The sequence below is a fragment of the Rhizobium sp. BK112 genome (assembly GCF_014193215.1).
In the GTDB taxonomy this organism is placed as follows: Bacteria; Pseudomonadota; Alphaproteobacteria; order Rhizobiales; family Rhizobiaceae; genus Rhizobium; species Rhizobium anhuiense.
In genome coordinates this window covers 23,718-41,823 of record NZ_JACHYZ010000016.1, presented here as the reverse complement: position 1 = coordinate 41,823, position 18,106 = coordinate 23,718, and the positions used below count along the sequence as shown (strand labels likewise).

The window sequence follows — 18,106 nt, the reverse complement described above, 5'->3', positions numbered from 1 at the left end:
AAGGTCTAGCATCGCGCCGAGTTGAAGGCGGAAGCCGAGACCGATCCCCGCGGCAAGCTGTTCCGCTCGGGCGGCACTCCGGTGCGCTTCTTGTTCCAGAAAACGCCTCGCCGGAAGGCCTTGGCACATGTCCGATGGGTGGTCGGCGTCGGGACCGTCATTGTAAGCGGCGACGCGCTCAAGATGGATGGGTGCGGGCATCCCGACGTGGTAAGCGTGCCAGCCTCGGATCGATTATCGTAGGGGTGCCGAACGCAAGTCGGATGCGTTGCCAATCACGACGGAACACGCGGAATTTAACCGCCGAGGCTCGCGAGGGCACGGCAACCAAACAGGACCTGACATTTGACCTCCACCCAGATGCGATCCGAGGATCCGGAGCTCGGACACGAAACCAGAGGCGGCCTACCTTCGCTCGTCCTCGCCGCGCTGGGGGTCGTCTATGGCGACATCGGGACGAGCCCGCTCTACGCGTTCAGGGAGGCTCTCCACGCCACGGGCGGGTCGGGAGCCCACCAAGAAAACGTCCTCGGCATCCTTTCACTGATCATCTGGGCTCTCACCATCGTCGTCACGCTAAAATATGTGACCTTCGTGCTGAAGGCGGATAACCGGGGCGAAGGCGGAACGCTATCCTTGATGAGCCTCGCGCGGGAGAGCCTGAGAGGACGACCGAAATGGGTGCTCGTCCTCGGCGTGACGGGCGCTTCCCTGTTTCTCGGCGACGCCATCATCACGCCGGCGATCTCCGTTCTATCGGCGGTCGAGGGCATTCAGGTGGTGGCGCCCGCTCTTACCAACTGGGTGGTGCCGATCACGCTGACGATCATCGCCGCGCTGTTCTTCGTCCAGCGTTTCGGCACGGGCGGCGTGGCGTCGGTCTTCGGGCCGATAACGGCGCTATGGTTCGTCGTCCTGGGCGTCAGCGGGGCGATCCATATCCTCGACGATCCGTCCGTCCTCGGCGCGATCGACCCGATCCACGCGGTTCGGTACGTCGCCAACAACATCGCTTCCGCCGTCGCGGTCTTCGGCGCGGTCTTCCTCGCGGTGACCGGCGCCGAGGCGCTCTATGTCGACCTTGGACACTTTGGCCGCCGGCCGATCGTCGTGGCGTGGTTCGCGCTCGTCTTCCCGAGCCTGCTCCTGAACTACTTCGGACAGGGAGCGTTCGTGCTCGCAAATCCCGAGATGGCCGCCCATCCGTTCTTCAACATGCACCCCGAATGGGCCAGGATCCCCATGGTCTGTCTCGCGACGGCGGCGACGGTCATCGCCAGCCAGGCGGTGATATCGGGAGCGTACTCGCTCGTCCGCCAGGCGATCCATCTCAACCTGCTTCCACGCCTGCAGATCCTCCACACGTCCGAGACCCATTCGGGTCAGATCTACATGCCGCGGGTGAATACGCTGCTTTTCGTCTTCGTGGCGGCGCTGGTCCTGTTTTTCCGCAGTTCCAGCGGACTGTCCGCCGCCTATGGCATCGCCGTCACCGGCGAGATGCTGATCACCTCCGTGCTGCTGTTCGTCGTCATGCGGCGAATCTGGAGTTGGAAACTGGTGACGACCCTCGCCGTCATCATCCCGATATCCCTGATAGATGCCGGTTTCCTCGCGGCCAATATCGCGAAGTTCGCCGACGGCGGCTGGGTCCCGGTGGCCGTGGCCGCCACCATGGCGCTCATCATGCAGACGTGGACCGCCGGGCGACGGCTCCTCATCAGTCGCACCAAGGCCGACGAAATTCCGCTCGCGACGATCATCGACAACCTAGCCCGCAAGAAGCCGCCGACGGTGCCAGGGACCGCGATCTTCCTGACAAGCGACGTGGAGGGAGCCCCGACCGCGCTCCTTCACAGCCTGAAGCACTACAAGGTGCTTCACGAGCGCAACGTCATCCTGAGCGTCGTCACCGCCACCACGCCGTTCGTTCCCGACACCGAGAAGATCTTCCTGGAAAGTTTTAATCCGCTGTTCAGCCGGATCGTCATCACCTTCGGCTACATGGAGACGCCCAACATCCCGCGCGCGCTGGTCCTGGCGCGAAAGCTCGGCCTGAAATTCGACATCATGTCGACCTCGTTCTTCCTCTCCCGCCGGACGATCCTTCCATCGAGGAAGGGCGGCCTGCCCTTCTGGCAGGACCGCCTATTCATCGCCCTTTCGCGCAACGCCAGCAACGCGACGGACTATTTCGGGCTGCCCACTGGGCGAGTGGTGGAACTCGGCCTGCAAACCACCATCTAGCCGGCCGCCTTGGAAACCGGGCTTCCGACGTCGTGCCGTCGCTGGGCTTTACCGACGCGCGCGTTTCGTTCGCGGACATGTCCGTCCAACGTTCTCGTTCACCCGGTTTCGGGAAAGCCGACGCGCGCGCCATCGGGGCAAGGCCGGAATCCGAGATGGTGTCAAGAGTCCCGCCACCGAGGACAGGTTCCTCCACGTCCGATCGGACTCACGATGCCGCGTCCGGCAGTCCTTCCCATCGGAACGGCCAAAGGGAAGATCATCGCGGATCACGGCGACATGAGTTCGCCGCCCGCCACCGCGCCCGCTCGTGCAGACCATGCGATGGCCAGGAGGCCCGTCGGCCGTCGAATGACATCAGCCTGGGAATTCGTGACGAACCGCTTTCTCGTCGTCCGTTGCCAAGCTCGGCTCGGTATCCAATATTTCCTTCATCCCGGCTCCGCCACGAAGTCCGTCGGATGGAAGGTTGCGCCACCCCGAAAACGCACCACATATCCGACACCGGAAATTATCGTTCCAGCGCTCTCTCAGATGACCGATACACTGACACCGCCACAGAGATCCGAACGAATGTCTCGCGTGCGAGGGCACGACACGAAGCCGGAGATCCGTGTTCGCAAGCTGCTCCATTCCATGGGGTTCCGCTTTCGTCTTCATCGCCGCGATCTTCCAGGCCGTCCGGATATCGTGCTGTCGAAGTACAAGGCCGCCATCTTCGTCCATGGATGTTTCTGGCACAAGCACGACGATCCGAACTGCCGGCTTGCGCGCATGCCCAAATCACGTATTGAATTTTGGGGGCCGAAGCTCGAGGCGAATCAGCTGCGCGACCGGCGGGTCGAACGAGAGCTGAGGGCGATGGGTTGGTCAGTACTTGTGCTTTGGGAATGCGAGATGAAGGACGAGGAACTGTTGAGAAGGAAGATTCTCCAAGTTCTCGGTCACGAGGGAGCGGTCGTTGCGCGCGATTGAACTGTTTGCCGGCGCGGGTGGACTTGGAATGGGCGTCAGCCTCGCCGGGTTCAAGCCCGAGCTGGTGGTGGAGTGGGATCGCTGGTGCTGCGATACGCTCCGCGAGAACCGAAAAATTCGAAACTCGGTGATCTCGTCCTGGCCGCGACCCGTCGAGGGCGACGTGCGGGCGGTCGATTTTCGCGTGTTCGAGAACAAGATCGACCTCGTGACCGGCGGCCCGCCCTGCCAGCCGTTTTCCATCGGCGGCGCGCACCGCGCTCATGACGACAGCCGCGACATGTGGCCGGAGGCCGTGAGGGCGATTCGCGAAGTTCGTCCGCGCGCCTTCATCTTCGAGAACGTGAAGGGCCTCACGCGTCAGTCCTTCGCCGCCTATCTCGGCCATATCCTTCTTCAGCTTCAGTATCCGTCGATCGAACGGCGCCACGACGAAAGCTGGCAAGATCACCGCGACCGCCTGCAGAGGCATCACACCTCCGGCGGCACGATCGAGTATCGGGTGATCCCTCAACTCATCAACGCCGCCAATTATGGAGTGCCGCAGAAGCGCGAGCGCGTCGTGTTCGTGGGCTTCGTCGAGGGTATCGACGCGGACTGGTGTTTCCCGCGGGAAACCCATTCCCTCGACGCGCTCCTCCACGACCAGTTCGGGAGCGGCGAATACTGGGAACGACACCGCGTCGCCTCCAAGGATCGGGTCATCAACGAACGCTACAAGGCTCGCGGCGAGCGGTTGGCGGAAAAACCAACGGAACAAGCCTGGCGGACCGTTCGCGACGCCTTGCAAGGCCTGCCCGAACCGCATGCGAGGGATGGCGAGACGGGTATCCATAATCACCGGCTTCAGGCCGGCGCGCGCGGCTACGTCGGCCACACGGGCAGTTCGTTGGATGAACCGGCGAAAACGCTCAAGGCCGGTGTCCATGGTGTTCCAGGCGGCGAGAACATGCTGCGCCGGGCCGACGGGAGCGTTCGGTATTTCACCATCCGCGAAAGCGCCCGCCTGCAGGCCTTTCCCGACAACTATGTCCTGCACGGCGCTTGGAGCGAGGCGATGCGCCAGCTTGGCAACGCCGTCCCCGTCACCTTGGGGGAGGTCGTCGCGAAATCCGTTCGTGCTCACCTCGCCGCGTCCATGACACAGCCGGGACGGGCATGAGCGGCGGCACCTATAATCCGCTCGACAAGCTGAACCTGGGAAAGTCCGTCGCCGAAGCCTTGCTGGATCAAGCGGATCACCCGCTCGCCGACATTCCGCCGTTCGATGGGGCGGGAATCTACGTGATCTATTATTTCGGGGATCTGCCGCTCTACCGGCCGATCGCCGAAGCGAACACCGAAGGGCCTCGCTGGCCGATCTATATCGGAAAGGCCATACCCAGCGGCTCCAGGCGAGGTTCCAGCCTGTTTTCCGAGGCAAGAGGACGCTGGCTCTACAACCGGCTTTCCGAGCATAGGGAAACGATCGCCTCGGTCGAGAGCCAATCTCCTGACAATCTCAAGTTATCGCATTTTCGAGCCAAGTTCCTGATCGTCGACGACATCTGGATTCCGCTCGGTGAAAGTCTCCTGATCTCGACTTTCAAGCCGCTGTGGAACCGAGTGCTCGACGGCTTCGGAAACCACGATCCAGGCTCCGGTCGATACAACGGCCTTCGGCCACTTTGGGACGCGCTTCATCCTGGCCGCAGCTGGGCCATGAAGTGCCGTGAACGTCCCGAGAGCATGGATGAGATCGTGCGGAAGGTGACCGCTTTTCTCGAGGAACACAGCCCCCCAAGAAGCGGCCACATGCGGTTCGCGACCTGATCGAAGCGTTCTCGCGCATGGTACCGGCCCGAGCGAACTTCGGCTTGATATGCGAACTCGCGCACCACCGGGATCCGGCCGCTGGGCCTGCCTGCGAAACGCCACTCCCCGATCGTTATCGATCAACGCAATCCTCGGAAGAACGTGATCTCAGGTGTGATCAAGCCTACAAATTCTCTCTCAAAACTGCGAGTAGACGGTTCGAGATCTTTCGCCTATCGATTTCTTATGAAATCGTCGCTTGAACATATGCCGCTTCGCAAGCAGCGAGAACTCGGCCGGGTTCTCGCAATCCTTCACGAGGAATTCGAGGATGCGCTGAAGGAAGGCACGGCCGATTTCAAGAAGCGGGGCAGGATCCTGAAGATCATCCTCTTCGGCTCCTACGCCAAGGGTGGATGGGTCGATGAACCTTTCACCATGAAAGGTTATCGGTCGGATTTCGATCTCTTGATCATCGTCAACAACCGCAAGCTCTGCGAGTTTGCCGAGTACTGGCACAAGGCAGCCGATCGGCTGATTCACGAAGCCTCGATCGAAACGCCGGTGAGCTTCATCGTCCATTCCAGACGTGAGGTGAATACCTACCTCAAGGAAGGGCAGTATTTCTTTTCCGACATCAGGAAGGAAGGCATCGTCCTCTACGAACTCGACGATGAGCCGCTGGCTGAGCCCGAACCGCTTTCGTTGGAGGATCGGCTCCGCGTCGCGAATGAACATTTTGAGCAAAGGTTTAGCGAAGCCAGCGCATTTCTTGCAACAGCTGAATTTCAACTCAGCAAGTCGGAAAGGACCGGGGACGCCTGGTCAAACCTGTCCGCATTCAGCCTGCATCAAGCACTCGAACAAGCCTATTCCTGCGTTCTGCTCACTCTGACCAATTACGGCCCACCATCGCACAATATCAAATTTCTGCGCTCGCTCGCAGAGGAACAGGACCGTCGCCTGGCGGAAGCCTTTCCGCGTGATCAGCACAAGGAACGCGCATGGTTCAACACATTGAACGAGGCCTATGTGAAGGCGCGCTATTCGAAACATTATGAGATCAGCGAGGAGGCGCTCACCTGGCTGAGCGAGCAGACGACCGTGCTGCTCGGCCTAGTCAAGACGGTTTGCCGCGACCACCTGGAAAAGGTCAAACAAGCCAGCCACTAGGAGTAGACAGCCCGGCTCACGCCACTCAATCGATGAACTCCTTGGCCCTCAGTGTGCACCGATTGCCTTGGATCAAACTCAAAAATGGCTTCAATAGGCCCGAGGGTGAACCTACCCGGCAGACCTTGCGCCACCGCGACGGTGCGCATCATCGCCTGTAGGGCGCCCGTCGTGCCGGGATAGGCTCCGGCGCCGGGCATCACGCGACCGGCCGTCCAGGACGCGTTGATGAGAATGCTGCCATCGGCCAGAAACGGCAGGCATTGCTTGATCGTGAAGAACGTGCCGCTCAGGTTGGTCGAGCGATTAGCGCGTCGAATTCGTCGCTTCCGCGACGGCTAAGGGCTTGAACTGGCCAAGCACGCCGGCGTCGGCGAACATGGCATCCAATTTCCCGAAGCGGGTTATCGTCGTCTGGGCAGCCGCCTCGTTGTCGGCGATGTCGCAGGCAATCGCGATGGCGGTGCCGCCGCCGGCCTCGATCTCCGATTGCAATTGGCTGATAGGCTCGGGCCGGCTGCCCGATAGAGCGACCTGAGCGGAATTGCTTCCTCCGCTCAATGAGATGCCGCCTTTACGTCCGATCAGAGGCCGACGATAGAGTCCAACGCGACGATCGACACGCAGCTGGAACCGGGCACTAACTGGAACGTTTAGAGAACGAATTCAGGAGGCCGTTATGAGTGACAATCCGAAAACCAACCCATCGTCCAACACACAGAAGGACCCCGACGACTGGGTCAGCGGCGACGAGCCGATGACCGGGGCGCAGCGATCCTATCTGAAGACCTTATCCGAACAGGCGCACCAGCCCGACGCCTACGTGGAGGATCTGACCAAGGCGGAAGCGTCCAAGAGGATCGACGAACTAAAGCAGTGGCTCGGTTTGGAATGAGCGCCTGCGTGCGATAACGAATTGGTTGAATCCGAAAGCCGAGGGCGGAACACACCGCGCCATTTTGATCGCACGACGGCGAAAGGAAAAGACCAAGTCAGACCTACAACTCGGCTCAGTTCCTCCGCGCGAATTTCCGCGCAAAGAACTTGCTCGGTGAGCCCGGCGTGGTGATCGCTGTGAGCAACATCGACGATCCTGGTTCCCGTAGAGAGCCCGATGTCAAGACGCGGCGGTGCCGCTGGGCCGCTCGCTCCGGTCGCCCAGAGATTGCGGAAACCGTGCCCGCACCCTCGATTAGATTGTGCCGCCCCGAGCACGGGAGAGGGCGCCAACATCGCCTGTTCAAGCATGCCCGCAGGCATCCCATGTAGGGAAGGAACTATATCTCGGAGATGGAGTTTACCGGGACATTCAAGATCCTGGGAGGATAAAATGAAAAAACTGGTCATCTCTGCGGCAGCGCTGTTTCTGTCACTCGGAGGAGCTGCGGTCGCGCAGACGACGACGGTCGTCGTTCCTGGCGAGGTCAGGACCTATGTCGAAAAACAGGAAACACCGTCCGTCACCTTTGAAGGTGACGTCGCAGTCGGTACGGCATTTCCTGACACGGTCGAGATCCACAAGATCCCCGATCAACCTGATTACGGTTATGTGGTCGTCAACAAAAAGCGTGTGCTCGTCAATCCGAAGACCCGCACGGTGATTGAGGTCATCAAATAAGTTGGAAGCATCGCGGGCCTGCTTCCCAGGCCCGCGATTCCTCTATCATTGCACCTTCGTCCGCATTAGGTGCCGTTCGCTCGGGCCGCGAGAGTTGAATTCAGCTTGGCATCCACCGCAGCCAGCCGCATCAAACGACGTCGCAACCGCGGGGTTTCCTTTGGGCATTCCAGACACGAAGGAGCAAGTTGTTCGTCGAATTTCGACCTCATCGTCCGCGGTTGATCTTGCCGGCTTGTCGTCCCGAGGCGAAGACAGTGTTGTATTCCGCGCAGACCCTTCTCGAGCACAAGCCGAACCACGAAACGCGGGTCGCTTCGTAATATCGGCCGAAGCGTCAAGAGTGACAGAAAGGTTCTCCGCGCTTCTCGGAATTCCCAAAACGCATATTTTTGCGTGGCGTCGATTGCGCTTCCGATCGCGTATCGGGGGAGCTGCGGATTTGCGGCCAGCGAGCGCCTGACGACTTCCAGAGCACTTTTGCCCATTCGCAGGTGATCGGAAGACATGCTGCCGGGATGCTTTCGATATCCCACCAGCCGTTCGGGAACGACTTCTATGAAGTGGCGTGCGGCCAGCTTGAGCTCGAAATCGAGGTCTTCGCAGCCTCCCATACCGGCTGCTGCATATGAGCTATCGAACCCACCTATCGCAAGCGCGGCGTTCCGCCGGACGAGAAGCGCGCTTCCATTCCCTATATACTTAACGTTCAGATGCCGGGCATAGATGTATCCTCTTGCGACATCGGAACTGCCTGGGCGAATGATCTCGTCGTCCTCGTTGATGATGTAATGCAGCGTGTAGACTGCGGCCCAATGCGAGGACAACCGGTTGAGGGCCTTCACCTGTTTTTCGATTTTCGTTGGGTGCCAGAGATCGTCCGCATCAAGGAATGCCACGAATTGACCTGATGATGCCTCGATCCCAGTATTCCTTGCGGCGGCGACACCGCGGTTGGGTGTGGACAGGAGGCGGATCCGCGAGTCCGACATCGCTATCTGCTCGACGAGTTTTGCGGTGTCGTCCGTGGAACCGTCGTTGACAACGATAATCTCCAGGGCGGCGTAGGTCTGGCGCATAGCGGACCGAAGCGTGCGCTCGATATAGGTGGAAGCGTTGAAGGCCGGGATGACTACTGCGACCAGAGGCCGGTCAGAACAGAGTGTGTCCCCTCGATGCTCATCTGTATACGAAAGCATTGCAGATCTCTCGCCACGTCAACCATAAGGATACTTCGTAGGGATGAAGGGACTGCATTGCCGTTTTCGCCTTCAACACGCCTACACTCCGACTTTGTTCTGCGGGCGCAAACGGACTTTGGTCCGACGTAGACCCTTCTACTTTGGTAGAAGAGTCTAGATATGTCAGCCGCACGTTGGTGAACGACTGGAAGCGTTCGGGCCTGACATCAAGGTCTGGTCCTCGGACACTTCGTTCGCGCGGATCGCGCACAGGGCGCGGACGCGTGATCTCAGTGAGGCATCCGGATCCCGGACCTTGGTTGGGGGTACTTGAGACTGAAGTCCTACACGTGGAACGGCTTGTGGTGGGCGGTGTTTTCGATTGGCGACGCCAGAGAGCGCCGCGCCGATTTTTTAGCCGCTCCGGAGACGAACCATGCGCCTGCTCATCGTCGAAGACGAACCCGGAACCGCTCTGGTGATTGAAGGCGTCGCGATCGACGCCGGATTTGAAATCACTGGCATCGCGGGGAACATGTCGGAAGCTTTGGAGTTCGGCTCCGCAGCAGACATCGCCATCATCGACGTCCGGCTTGGGGATGGAATCACCGGGCCGTCCATTGCCCGCGCCCTCTCTGCCGAATTCGGACTTGGGGTGGTGTATTTCACCGTGAACCCGGAGGGCCGAGCTGTCGTCGCCAAACCGGCGAGCTCCGATAGAATAGTTGATGCGTTGTCCATGGCAGCCAAGAACGCTCGCGCAAGAACGCATCGCGTCGCGAGCGGGCACACCTTCCACTGAATGCTTGAGGCGCCGTTGATCGGCTTCCTCCCCCGAACCCAATGCTGCCGACACCATTCTGTTGTCTGTCAGGAGATGCACTTGCCCACTCCGCAATCGTATGAAGCGGCTGTGCTCGAATTTTTCAACGGAGGCTACGCTCGGGAACTCCCCATGACGCCCGACATGGATCGACAGCGCTTCACCAGGGAGGTTCTGACTGGATACAGCAACATTGCTAAAACCTCCCTGGTGTCCTCTCAACAAGGATGAGGAAAATTTAAGCGAGATAGCGCCCAGGGGAAGACGGACCTAAGTCTGACTGGCGCTCCCAGGACCTGCTTCTCATGGTAGGCCTGAAGTAACATGAAGCTCCGTGGAGGGACGGAACAGGAGGACGATATTCCGACAACGCCAACCATGAAGATCGCTGCTCCCAAGGCGGTAGTTCAGCCTCGACCATCGCGGCGATCGAAGCGGCCCCGCGGTCCTGCTTTAAGCCTACATAACGGATCCCGCCGGCCGCGAGAAAGCCATCTCGCTTGCGGCGATGACCGTCGGCAAGGAGAACGTCCGGGACCGGATGCTGAGCCGCTTCCCGACGCAGTTGCTCGTCGCAATCTTTCAGATTCGCTAACAGTCCTATCCCAGCAGCCGGACGAGATCAGATATCTGAACCGGCATACCATGTCGTTTCGCTGAGGCCAAAAACCACTCACCGTGGAAACCGCGGGCGGCAAAATCACGATATCTGACAGGCCTAACTAAAAGTGTTCAGTCGCGCCCGCAATGCCTCTGGATGTTTTCTAAACTCTTGCCAGGTCTGTTAAATCGCCAATCGACAGGCGACGGGTTTTCAGTCCGAGGAAATGGAGGGTGCAGCTTGGCAGCCATTACGATCGCGATCGCGGACGACCACCCTCTTTTTCGAGAAGGGGTGAGCCGCAGTCTGTCCGAAATCAAGGATTTCGTCGTTGTCGGAGAAGGGGCGAGCGCCGATGACGCGGCCACGTTGGCGGCGTCCCATGGACCTGACGTCCTTCTGCTCGATGTGTCCATGCCAGGAGGAGGAATCAATGCGATTTCCGAGATCCTGGCGCTAAGCCCACGGACAAAGGTCCTGATGCTGACCGCCTCTGAGGAAGTCGAATCCCTGGTCGCGGCGCTAAGGCGAGGGGCAGCGGGATACGTTGTCAAGGGTGTCGGATCACGCGAGCTTGCGGAGGCCATTCGAACGGTCGTTGGAGGCTCGTGGTCCGTCTCGCCGTCCATGCGGGCTAAGATGGTCGAGAAAAGTCTCTTCGTCGAACGGACTTTACTAACTCCCCGCGAACTCGAGGTGATAGAACTGGTAGCCGAAGGACTTTCCAACAAGCATATCGCGCGCCACCTGGACCTGCAGGAGAAAACGATCAAGCATCACATGACCGTAATACTGTCCAAGCTTGGCGCCACCAATCGAACGGAAGCAGCAATCAGATGGCGCCAGGGCGCCTAGCGCAGGTAGCGTAGCAACGGCCCTGAAGGCGCACGGGCTAATCGCCAAGGATTCGAGGTCGCCGACCGTTCGGATTTCTATCCGTTTCCTACAAACGCAAAAGCATTCCGCATCCATTGCGGCGTTGGGGAGTCATCAGGGAGGTTCTGACTGAAGTTGGGCAACATGCTTGAACCTCCCTGACGTCCTTGCAAGAATTACGAGCCTGACGTCCTTGCAGGGATCAGGAGAATCTAAGCCGGATCGTGCCGAGGGAAAGCCGGACCTAAGTCCGGCTGGTGATGCCAGGGCACGCTACTCATATTAGACTTGAGTAACATGAAGTTTCGTGGAGGGGCGGAACAGGAGGAGAGTATGAAGTTCGGTTCCTACAACGCCAGCCATGAAGAGGGTTGCTCCCAAGGCCATAGTTCTGCCTCGACCATCGCGACGATCGAAGCGGCCCTTTCCGCTGATCTGGATATCGACAGCAGCGCCATCGAGATCAGGATGCTCGGCCCCGTGGTCTTGCTTGAAGGCTACATAACAAACGCCGCCGACCGCGAGAAAGCCATCTCGCTTGCAGCGATGTTCGTCGGCCACGAGAACGTCCAGGACCGGATGCTGAGCCGTTTCCCCATGCAGTAGTTGGCGGTGTGCTTACGGGCTGGGACCAAGGTCCGATGTCGCCCCGGCACGAAGTCCGAGCTGTGGAACGGTTTTTCTATTTGGCGGTTTCGACCTCCAGCGGAACCAACCGCGTCAAAGGAGGAAAACAGATGAATATCAAAGCAGTAGGAATTGCCGCCAGCATCCTGTTGGCATCGACGTCAGCCTTCGCGCAGTCGTCAACGGTGACAGGCGCGGCAGGCGGAGCTGCCACGGGCGCGATTGTCGGCGGTCCGGTCGGTGCAGGTGTCGGCGCGATCGTCGGCGGCGTGGCGGGCAGCGTCATCGATCCGCCGCCTCAGAAAGTGATCACTTATGTCCAGCAGGCTCCGGCCCCGACCGAACGCGTCGTGGTGAAGGAGAAGGTGGTTGTAGGACAGCCCCTGCCGGAGACCGTTGTCGTGACACCAGTCCCCGATGATCCGAAATATGCATACGCGATCATCAACGATCAGCGTGTGATCGTCGAACCTTCTTCCCGGAAGGTCATCCAGGTCATCCAATGACCGACGGACCGGCTTAGGCCGTTTTTCTAACAGTGAGGGCACGCATGCGACGCATGAGAATGCGAGGCGGCATCGCGTGCCCGAAACCTCGGAGATTGATCATGAAAAGCAACCATCTCACCATGCTCATGGCAGCCTTGTCACTGAGCGTGTCGCCCCTTGCAACATTGCCGGCAGCAGCCCAGCAGGACAGCAAGAGCGGCGGCCAGGCCCAATCCGGTTCTCAGACGGGCACGGACACCGGTTCGCAGCCCGGCTCTAGCGCCGCCGGCACTGGCACCGACTGCACCCCCGACGCCTCGGGAGCCTGCCCGCAAGGCAAGGGCCAGTCATCGCAGCAGAAATCCGGTCAGGGCTCGGATACCCAGAAGAGCGCCGAGCAGCCTTCCCAGGACAAGTCTTCGACGAGTGGAAGCGCCTCCGGCAAGGCTTCGACTGAAACCAAGCCTGGATCGCAAGACGCCGGTAGCGGCACGACCACCGAACAGAAGCCCGCCGCCAAGTCCGGCGGCACCGATAACAGCGGCGCAACCACCTCAGGCACGAAGAACAGCACGCAAAATGCCAAGCCCGCAGAGGGCACGGATAGCGGCACCACCACGCAGAGCGGTGATGCGTCCAAACAGTCGACCGATCAGGATTCGTCTACGACCAACAAAAGCTCGTCTGAAACAACCGTCAATAGCAATACGACGACGAACAATCAGACGAACACCAAAACCAACGTCAACATCTCGGTCGAGCAGCAGACGGAAATTCGCACTGTGGTGAAGGAGGTCCATGTCGAGCCGGTGAAGGAAGTCGACTTCACGGTTTCCGTCGGGGTGAAGATCCCGAAGAAGGTACGGCTGGAACCGCTGCCGCCGCGCATCGTGAAGATCGTTCCGCAATATGAAAGCTACCGCTTCTTCATTCTTGCCGACGGCCGGATCGTCATCGTCGATCCTTCTGCATTCACCATCGTCTACATCATCGCGGCATAGCAGCCAGCGCCTCGGCGGCGACCCCCGCCGCCGGAGCGCCAGCGAGGAGAGGAACATGATCTATTCCGAAGAGAAATCCGGTGGTCTGGCCGTGCCGCTGATTGCCATCCTGCTGGCAATCGCCGGCATTCTCGCCGTGCTTGTCGCCACCGGCGGCCGACATAGCAGTGCCGCCGGCCGTGTCTGGGTTCCACAGGTTCAACAGCAGGGGTCGGGACAATGAAAGCCATTGCATCCGTTGCCTTTGGCATCTTAAGCTCGGTCGGGGCCTGCGTCGCTGCCGCATCTGTCGCATCCTATGTCGTGGCGGATTCCGAACCTCACGCCTTCAAGGAGCTCGCAGCGCGCGATCTATGGACGACGACGCCGGTAAAAGTCGATCCTCGGCAGCAGCCCTATGAACGAATTCCGCCTCTCTATTCCAGCTATGTGACCGAGGCGTCGGCGAGCATGGCGTCAGCGGCAAGGCCCGATTCGGCTCGCCCGCCAGCCGAACTTCAGACACCGCAGCCCAGACTTTCGGCCGCGCATCTTGCCTGGTGTGGGGAACGTTATCGCTCTTTCGATCCCACGACCAACAGTTATCGATCCTATAGCGGTGAGACCCGCGACTGCTCTTCGCCGTTCCAGCGGACTGTCGCCGAGGCCGATGAAGGCGTCGGCACGAAAGTGAATGCACAGGCGGCAGCGCGGTGCGCCGCTCGCTACAAGTCGTATCGACCGGAAGACAATACATATCAACCATGGGAAGGACCGCGGCGCAGCTGCGACATGTCGGATCTCGTTGCGACGAGCAATTGATTATCGGCGGAGGGCGCGCGGTGCGAAATCGCCTCATCGACGACGGCCGCCGCAGGTTGCCAGCTCGGCATTGCAGCGAACGCGAAAGAAGTTGAAGAAGCATGGGCAGAACCGACGATGAGCACGGTCTACCCGATCATCCGGCTCGGGACAGTGTGGTCTCGCATGCCGATCATTTGGGTTCCGGAACTAGCCGCGTTGAACGGAACCAACCGGCGTCTGGGCTGGCTTTCTGAGTATTTCAACGAATTAAACGTTTTCTCAAGCGCAGTACAGTTTATGGAACTTGACGGTCGGGCAACGAGTGACTGACGTACAAACATTCTGCCACACCGTGCCGCGAATGAACGCCGTGCAGGACAATATCTTCGTGGACTTGGTTTGCCTTCGATTCACAGCGAGGCTTGGCGTTTTGCAAAACGGCAGTGATCGAGCCCGTCCTGCCGGCAGATCGCCGATGGCTCAGGTCCACGCAATCCGGACATGCCGCAAAGTGCGATTTCAAGTGGCCTTATCGACCTAGCCCTGCCGGCGGAGGAGATGGGCGAGAAATTGATCGCATTCGCGCGCAGTTTTGACCTTCTCTTGGATTTCGGCGAGATTGACGAGCACAACAAGGCTGCAGACCTCGAACGATCTCGCGAGCGGATTTACTTAATCCTGCGTACCCATACCGGTCACGACTTTTCTGGGTACAAGACCAAAACCTTTCTGAGGCGCGTCAGGCGACGCATGCAAGTCAGGCAAGTGAAGACTATCGAGGCCTACGCAAAATCCCTTGAAGAGGATCCGATCGAGGGATCCAAGCTCTTCAGCGATTTGCTGATCAATGTAACCAATTTCTTCGGTGATCCGGATGCTTCTCGCTGCTTGAAACTGCAGTGATCCCGCAATTGTTTGCCGGAAAGACCGCGGCCGACACTGTCCGAATATGGGTTCCCGGCTGTGCCACAGGCGAGGAGGTGTATTCGATTGCCATTCTCATGCGCGAACACATGGAGAGACTTTCCCTGGTTCCCCGTGTCCAAATATTTGCGACCGACATTGATGATCCCGCACTTCACATTGCAAGAACGGCACGATATCCCGAGGCGCTTCTGGAAGGTGTTTCGGATGCCAGGAAAAGGAAATACTTCAGCAGCGATGGGACGAGTTTCGTTGTCAGCGGCAACATACGCGAGCTTTGCATTTTTTCACCGCATAGCGTCATCCGCGACCCGCCCTTCTCCCGCATCGATCTCGTATCCTGTCGCAATCTTCTTATTTATCTCGGGCCGGAGGTGCAAAGCAGGGTTATCCCGGCATTTTACTATGCTCTGAGACCTGCCGGATATCTGTTCCTCGGCACCTCGGAGGGCATTGGTCAACATGGCGATCTGTTCAACACGATCGACAAGAAAAATCGCATTTTTCAGGCTCGCGAACATGCGAACGCGCACCGTCTCCCAATTCTCGTTGGAGACGAGCGCTACGCCCCGTTTCCGGCATCGAGACACGATGGGCCAAGCCTTGGCGGCTTACAGTTGCGCCAAACGGTCGAATCCCAGGTCCTGGAGGGGTTTGCACCGGCCCATGTCGTCGTCAACGGGGATGGCGATGTCCTCTATTCGTCCGGCCGGACCGGAAAATTTCTTGAGGTGCCGCAGGGAGCGCCGAGCCGACAATTGCTCAACATGGCAAAGCGGGATCTGCGTCTCGATCTCAGAGCGGCCCTGCGCGAATGTGCGTCGTCAAGGCAACGCATCGTAAAGGAAAATGTCGCCATCGACGAGGGAGAAGGCCGCGTCCAACTGCTGACATTGGCCGTCGAGCCACTTGGAACCCGCGGGCCCGGCGAACCTCTCTATGTCGTCCTGTTTCAAACCGTAGGACCGTCGCAGGCGCGCTCGGAGGCCGAAAGTGACAAGCGTGACAACGAAGAAACGGCCGACCTCGAGCGCGAGCTTCGCTACACGCGGGAACGACTGCAGTCGACGATCGAGGAATATGAGACAGCCTTGGAGGAATTGAAATCTTCGAACGAGGAATTGGTATCGGTCAACGAGGAAGCCCAATCCTCGAATGAAGAGCTGGAGGCGTCGAAGGAGGAGATGCAGTCGCTCAATGAAGAGCTCAACACCATCAATGCGGAGCTCAATAGCAAGGTCGAGGACCTTGACCGGGCCAACAATGATCTGAAAAACCTCTTCGACGCCACGCAGATTGCCACGATCTTCCTCGACCGCAACCTCGTCATCCGCAACTTCACACCGACTGCATCGAGTTTCTTCAAACTGCGCCCGTCGGACGTCGGCCGCCCGCTGACAGAGCTTTCCAGCGATATCGATTACCCCGAACTCAATGATCATATCGCCGAGGTCTTTGCTTCGGGAGAAAAACGTGATCATCACCTACCACGCAATGATCAGGGCCGCCATTTCTTGGCGCGCCTCATTCCTTACAGAGGCGACCATAACAAGATCGACGGCGTCATCGTTACCCTGATCGATGTCACGACCTTGGCGGAAGCCGAAGAGCATCAGAAAGTTCTGATTTCCGAGCTCAATCATCGCGTCAAGAACATGCTTGCGGTTACTATCAGCATCGCGACCCAGACACTGAACTCCGCCTCTTCGCCAGAAGCATTTCACGAAGCGTTTATCGGCCGATTGAAGGCGATGTCACGGACCTACGGGCTGCTGTCGCGAGAGCATTGGAAGGAGGCCTCTGTGCACGAGTTAATCTCAGCGGAACTTTCACCCTTCGCGGCGGAGCGTATCACGGTCGAGGGCCCGAACCTGAAACTCAATCCCGAGCGTGGGCTCGCCTTGGGAATGGTCATTCACGAACTCACAACCAACGCTGCGAAATATGGAGCCCTGAGCAATGGCGAGGGCCAGATAGACGCCCGGTGGAATGTTCGAAATGATCGCTTCGCTCTTGCCTGGAGCGAACGGGGTGGACCGGTGGTTTCCGAACCGGAAGCTGAAGGTTTCGGGATGTCGCTCATGCAAGGTGAAATCAGTTACCGGCTTGGAGGCGATGTCGAAACAAAATTCGATCCGGCGGGTTTGACCGTCGATCTTTCGTTTCCGCTCGGTTAGCAAACAGAAGGATGCTGGTCATTAGGTCCATAGTAGGACAACCAGATCGTTGTACCTTTCGGCGGAGGTCGTAAATGAAGCCTGGCTTTCCCTACAGCGCCCTTTTCGCCGGCAAGCGCGTGCTCGTCGTCGAGGATGAGTTCCTGCTGGCGAACGAGACGCGCAAAAGTCTCATCAAGTTAGGCGCAACCGTTGTCGGGCCCGCTCCGCGCATCGAGCAGGCACTTGCTCTCATCCAAGCGGAGGCAATTGATGCCGCTATCCTGGATGTATTCCTCGATGACGCGCTTGTATTTCCGGTAGCGGATCGTCTCGATGAAATGGGTATTCCATTCGTATTCGCGACTGCCTACGATCCCTCGGTTATTCCAGGTCGGTTTAGCGGTTATGTGCTCTGCGAAAAACCGGTGGAATTGGAGAAAATCGCTCAGGGGCTTTTTGGTCGTCCAGCCTTAGACGCGTGATTGTTGCCGACGTGCCGAGATTTCCCGTCAAGGGCAGGTCTTGAACCGATTTCCGCAGCCATCTGCTCGCGCGCGCGGTTGATCCTGCTTTTGATTGTGCCGATTGCACATCCGGCGTCCGTTGCAGCTTTCTCGTAAGTTGCGCCTTTGAGCACAACGGCCGTCAAGGCTTGTTGCCGAACGGGAGAAAGATGTTCGAATGCGTCCGCAAGCTCCCGGATCCTTGTCTGCCATTCCTGCGGCGCATCGATCGTTGCCCACTCTGAGATTGCCTCCTCGGGTACGACCACCTCGCGCTTTGCGTTCCTGTAGCGTGTGCAGAATGTATTGCGCATGACCGTCATTAACCCATGA

The 18,106-nt window shown here is 59.1% G+C and carries 20 protein-coding genes and 1 pseudogene; 18 read left to right on the top strand and 3 right to left on the bottom strand.

Annotation, left to right across the window (positions count from 1 at the left end; all coding sequences use genetic code 11):
- Positions 1-360: 360 nt before the first annotated feature.
- The 5 genes from FHT75_RS30645 to FHT75_RS30625 all read left to right on the top strand — a co-directional run bounded on the left by FHT75_RS30645 (position 361) and on the right by FHT75_RS30625 (position 6,189).
- Complete coding sequence (locus FHT75_RS30645; protein ID WP_409527379.1) at positions 361-2,247, top strand: potassium transporter Kup; 1,887 nt, start codon at positions 361-363, stop codon at positions 2,245-2,247.
- A 213-nt stretch (positions 2,248-2,460) separates the two neighbouring features.
- Positions 2,461-3,222 carry a very short patch repair endonuclease gene (locus FHT75_RS36425; RefSeq protein WP_312865401.1) on the top strand — a complete coding sequence of 254 codons (762 nt, stop codon included), beginning with the start codon at positions 2,461-2,463 and terminating at the stop codon, positions 3,220-3,222.
- Positions 3,209-4,384 carry a DNA cytosine methyltransferase gene (locus FHT75_RS30635; protein WP_183845701.1) on the top strand — a complete coding sequence of 392 codons (1,176 nt, stop codon included), beginning with the start codon at positions 3,209-3,211 and terminating at the stop codon, positions 4,382-4,384. Before FHT75_RS36425 ends, FHT75_RS30635 begins: the two co-directional genes overlap by 14 nt.
- Positions 4,381-5,034, top strand: a complete 654-nt coding sequence (locus FHT75_RS30630) for an Eco29kI family restriction endonuclease (RefSeq protein ID WP_183845700.1) — start codon at positions 4,381-4,383, stop codon at positions 5,032-5,034. The genes FHT75_RS30635 and FHT75_RS30630 overlap by 4 nt, the downstream gene beginning before the upstream one ends.
- 228 nt (positions 5,035-5,262) lie before the next feature.
- A complete protein-coding gene (locus tag FHT75_RS30625) occupies positions 5,263-6,189 on the top strand; it encodes a nucleotidyltransferase and HEPN domain-containing protein (protein WP_183845699.1) in 927 nt (308 codons plus the stop codon).
- Positions 6,190-6,495: 306 nt separating this feature from the next.
- Here the strand turns inward: FHT75_RS30625 and FHT75_RS36055 are convergent, their stop codons facing one another.
- A complete protein-coding gene (locus FHT75_RS36055; RefSeq protein ID WP_246713026.1) occupies positions 6,496-6,750 on the bottom strand; it encodes an SDR family NAD(P)-dependent oxidoreductase in 255 nt (84 codons plus the stop codon).
- 118 nt (positions 6,751-6,868) lie between these two features.
- Between FHT75_RS36055 and FHT75_RS30615 the strand changes: the two genes are divergently transcribed.
- Entirely contained in the window at positions 6,869-7,084 is a 216-nt protein-coding gene (locus FHT75_RS30615) for a DUF3072 domain-containing protein (RefSeq protein ID WP_183845698.1), read from the top strand.
- Positions 7,085-7,519: 435 nt separating this feature from the next.
- A complete protein-coding gene (locus FHT75_RS30610; RefSeq protein ID WP_157213788.1) occupies positions 7,520-7,807 on the top strand; it encodes a DUF1236 domain-containing protein in 288 nt (95 codons plus the stop codon).
- Positions 7,808-7,872: 65 nt separating this feature from the next.
- Here the strand turns inward: FHT75_RS30610 and FHT75_RS30605 are convergent, their stop codons facing one another.
- Complete coding sequence (locus FHT75_RS30605) at positions 7,873-9,006, bottom strand: glycosyltransferase family 2 protein (protein ID WP_183845697.1); 1,134 nt, start codon at positions 9,004-9,006, stop codon at positions 7,873-7,875.
- A 418-nt stretch (positions 9,007-9,424) separates the two neighbouring features.
- On the opposite strand from FHT75_RS30605, the gene FHT75_RS30600 reads away from it, so the two are divergent.
- The 11 genes and pseudogenes from FHT75_RS30600 to FHT75_RS30560 all read left to right on the top strand — a co-directional run bounded on the left by FHT75_RS30600 (position 9,425) and on the right by FHT75_RS30560 (position 17,752).
- Positions 9,425-9,790, top strand: coding sequence for a response regulator (locus FHT75_RS30600; RefSeq protein ID WP_183845696.1), 366 nt, complete (start codon positions 9,425-9,427; stop codon positions 9,788-9,790).
- 386 nt (positions 9,791-10,176) lie between these two features.
- Positions 10,177-10,406, top strand: a pseudogene (locus FHT75_RS36050) (hypothetical protein); the annotation flags it as partial.
- Positions 10,407-10,652: 246 nt separating this feature from the next.
- Positions 10,653-11,267, top strand: coding sequence for a response regulator (locus tag FHT75_RS30595; RefSeq protein WP_183845695.1), 615 nt, complete (start codon positions 10,653-10,655; stop codon positions 11,265-11,267).
- Between the two features lie 354 nt (positions 11,268-11,621).
- Positions 11,622-11,894: a BON domain-containing protein gene (locus tag FHT75_RS30590; RefSeq protein WP_183845694.1), complete on the top strand. Its 273-nt coding sequence runs from the start codon at positions 11,622-11,624 to the stop codon at positions 11,892-11,894.
- Between the two features lie 131 nt (positions 11,895-12,025).
- Entirely contained in the window at positions 12,026-12,421 is a 396-nt protein-coding gene (locus tag FHT75_RS30585; RefSeq protein ID WP_157213793.1) for a DUF1236 domain-containing protein, read from the top strand.
- Between the two features lie 101 nt (positions 12,422-12,522).
- Positions 12,523-13,404, top strand: coding sequence for a DUF1236 domain-containing protein (locus FHT75_RS30580; protein WP_183845693.1), 882 nt, complete (start codon positions 12,523-12,525; stop codon positions 13,402-13,404).
- Positions 13,405-13,459: 55 nt separating this feature from the next.
- The gene (locus FHT75_RS30575) at positions 13,460-13,627 is read left to right on the top strand and encodes a hypothetical protein (protein ID WP_018241696.1); all 168 of its coding nucleotides are present in this window, start codon (positions 13,460-13,462) and stop codon (positions 13,625-13,627) included.
- Positions 13,624-14,205, top strand: coding sequence for a BA14K family protein (locus FHT75_RS30570; RefSeq protein ID WP_183845692.1), 582 nt, complete (start codon positions 13,624-13,626; stop codon positions 14,203-14,205). Before FHT75_RS30575 ends, FHT75_RS30570 begins: the two co-directional genes overlap by 4 nt.
- A 483-nt stretch (positions 14,206-14,688) precedes the next feature.
- Positions 14,689-15,090: a hypothetical protein gene (locus FHT75_RS36045; protein ID WP_246713025.1), complete on the top strand. Its 402-nt coding sequence runs from the start codon at positions 14,689-14,691 to the stop codon at positions 15,088-15,090.
- A complete protein-coding gene (locus FHT75_RS30565; RefSeq protein ID WP_312865400.1) occupies positions 15,087-17,288 on the top strand; it encodes a CheR family methyltransferase in 2,202 nt (733 codons plus the stop codon). The genes FHT75_RS36045 and FHT75_RS30565 overlap by 4 nt, the downstream gene beginning before the upstream one ends.
- Before the next feature lie 74 nt (positions 17,289-17,362).
- A complete protein-coding gene (locus tag FHT75_RS30560; RefSeq protein ID WP_183845691.1) occupies positions 17,363-17,752 on the top strand; it encodes a response regulator in 390 nt (129 codons plus the stop codon).
- Here FHT75_RS30560 and FHT75_RS30555 read toward each other — a convergent pair.
- Positions 17,716-18,087 (bottom strand): sigma factor-like helix-turn-helix DNA-binding protein, encoded by a 372-nt coding sequence (locus FHT75_RS30555; RefSeq protein ID WP_246713028.1) that lies wholly within the window; start codon positions 18,085-18,087, stop codon positions 17,716-17,718. The two genes, FHT75_RS30560 and FHT75_RS30555, sit on opposite strands and share 37 nt — an antisense overlap.
- Between the last annotated feature and the right edge of the window lie 19 nt (positions 18,088-18,106).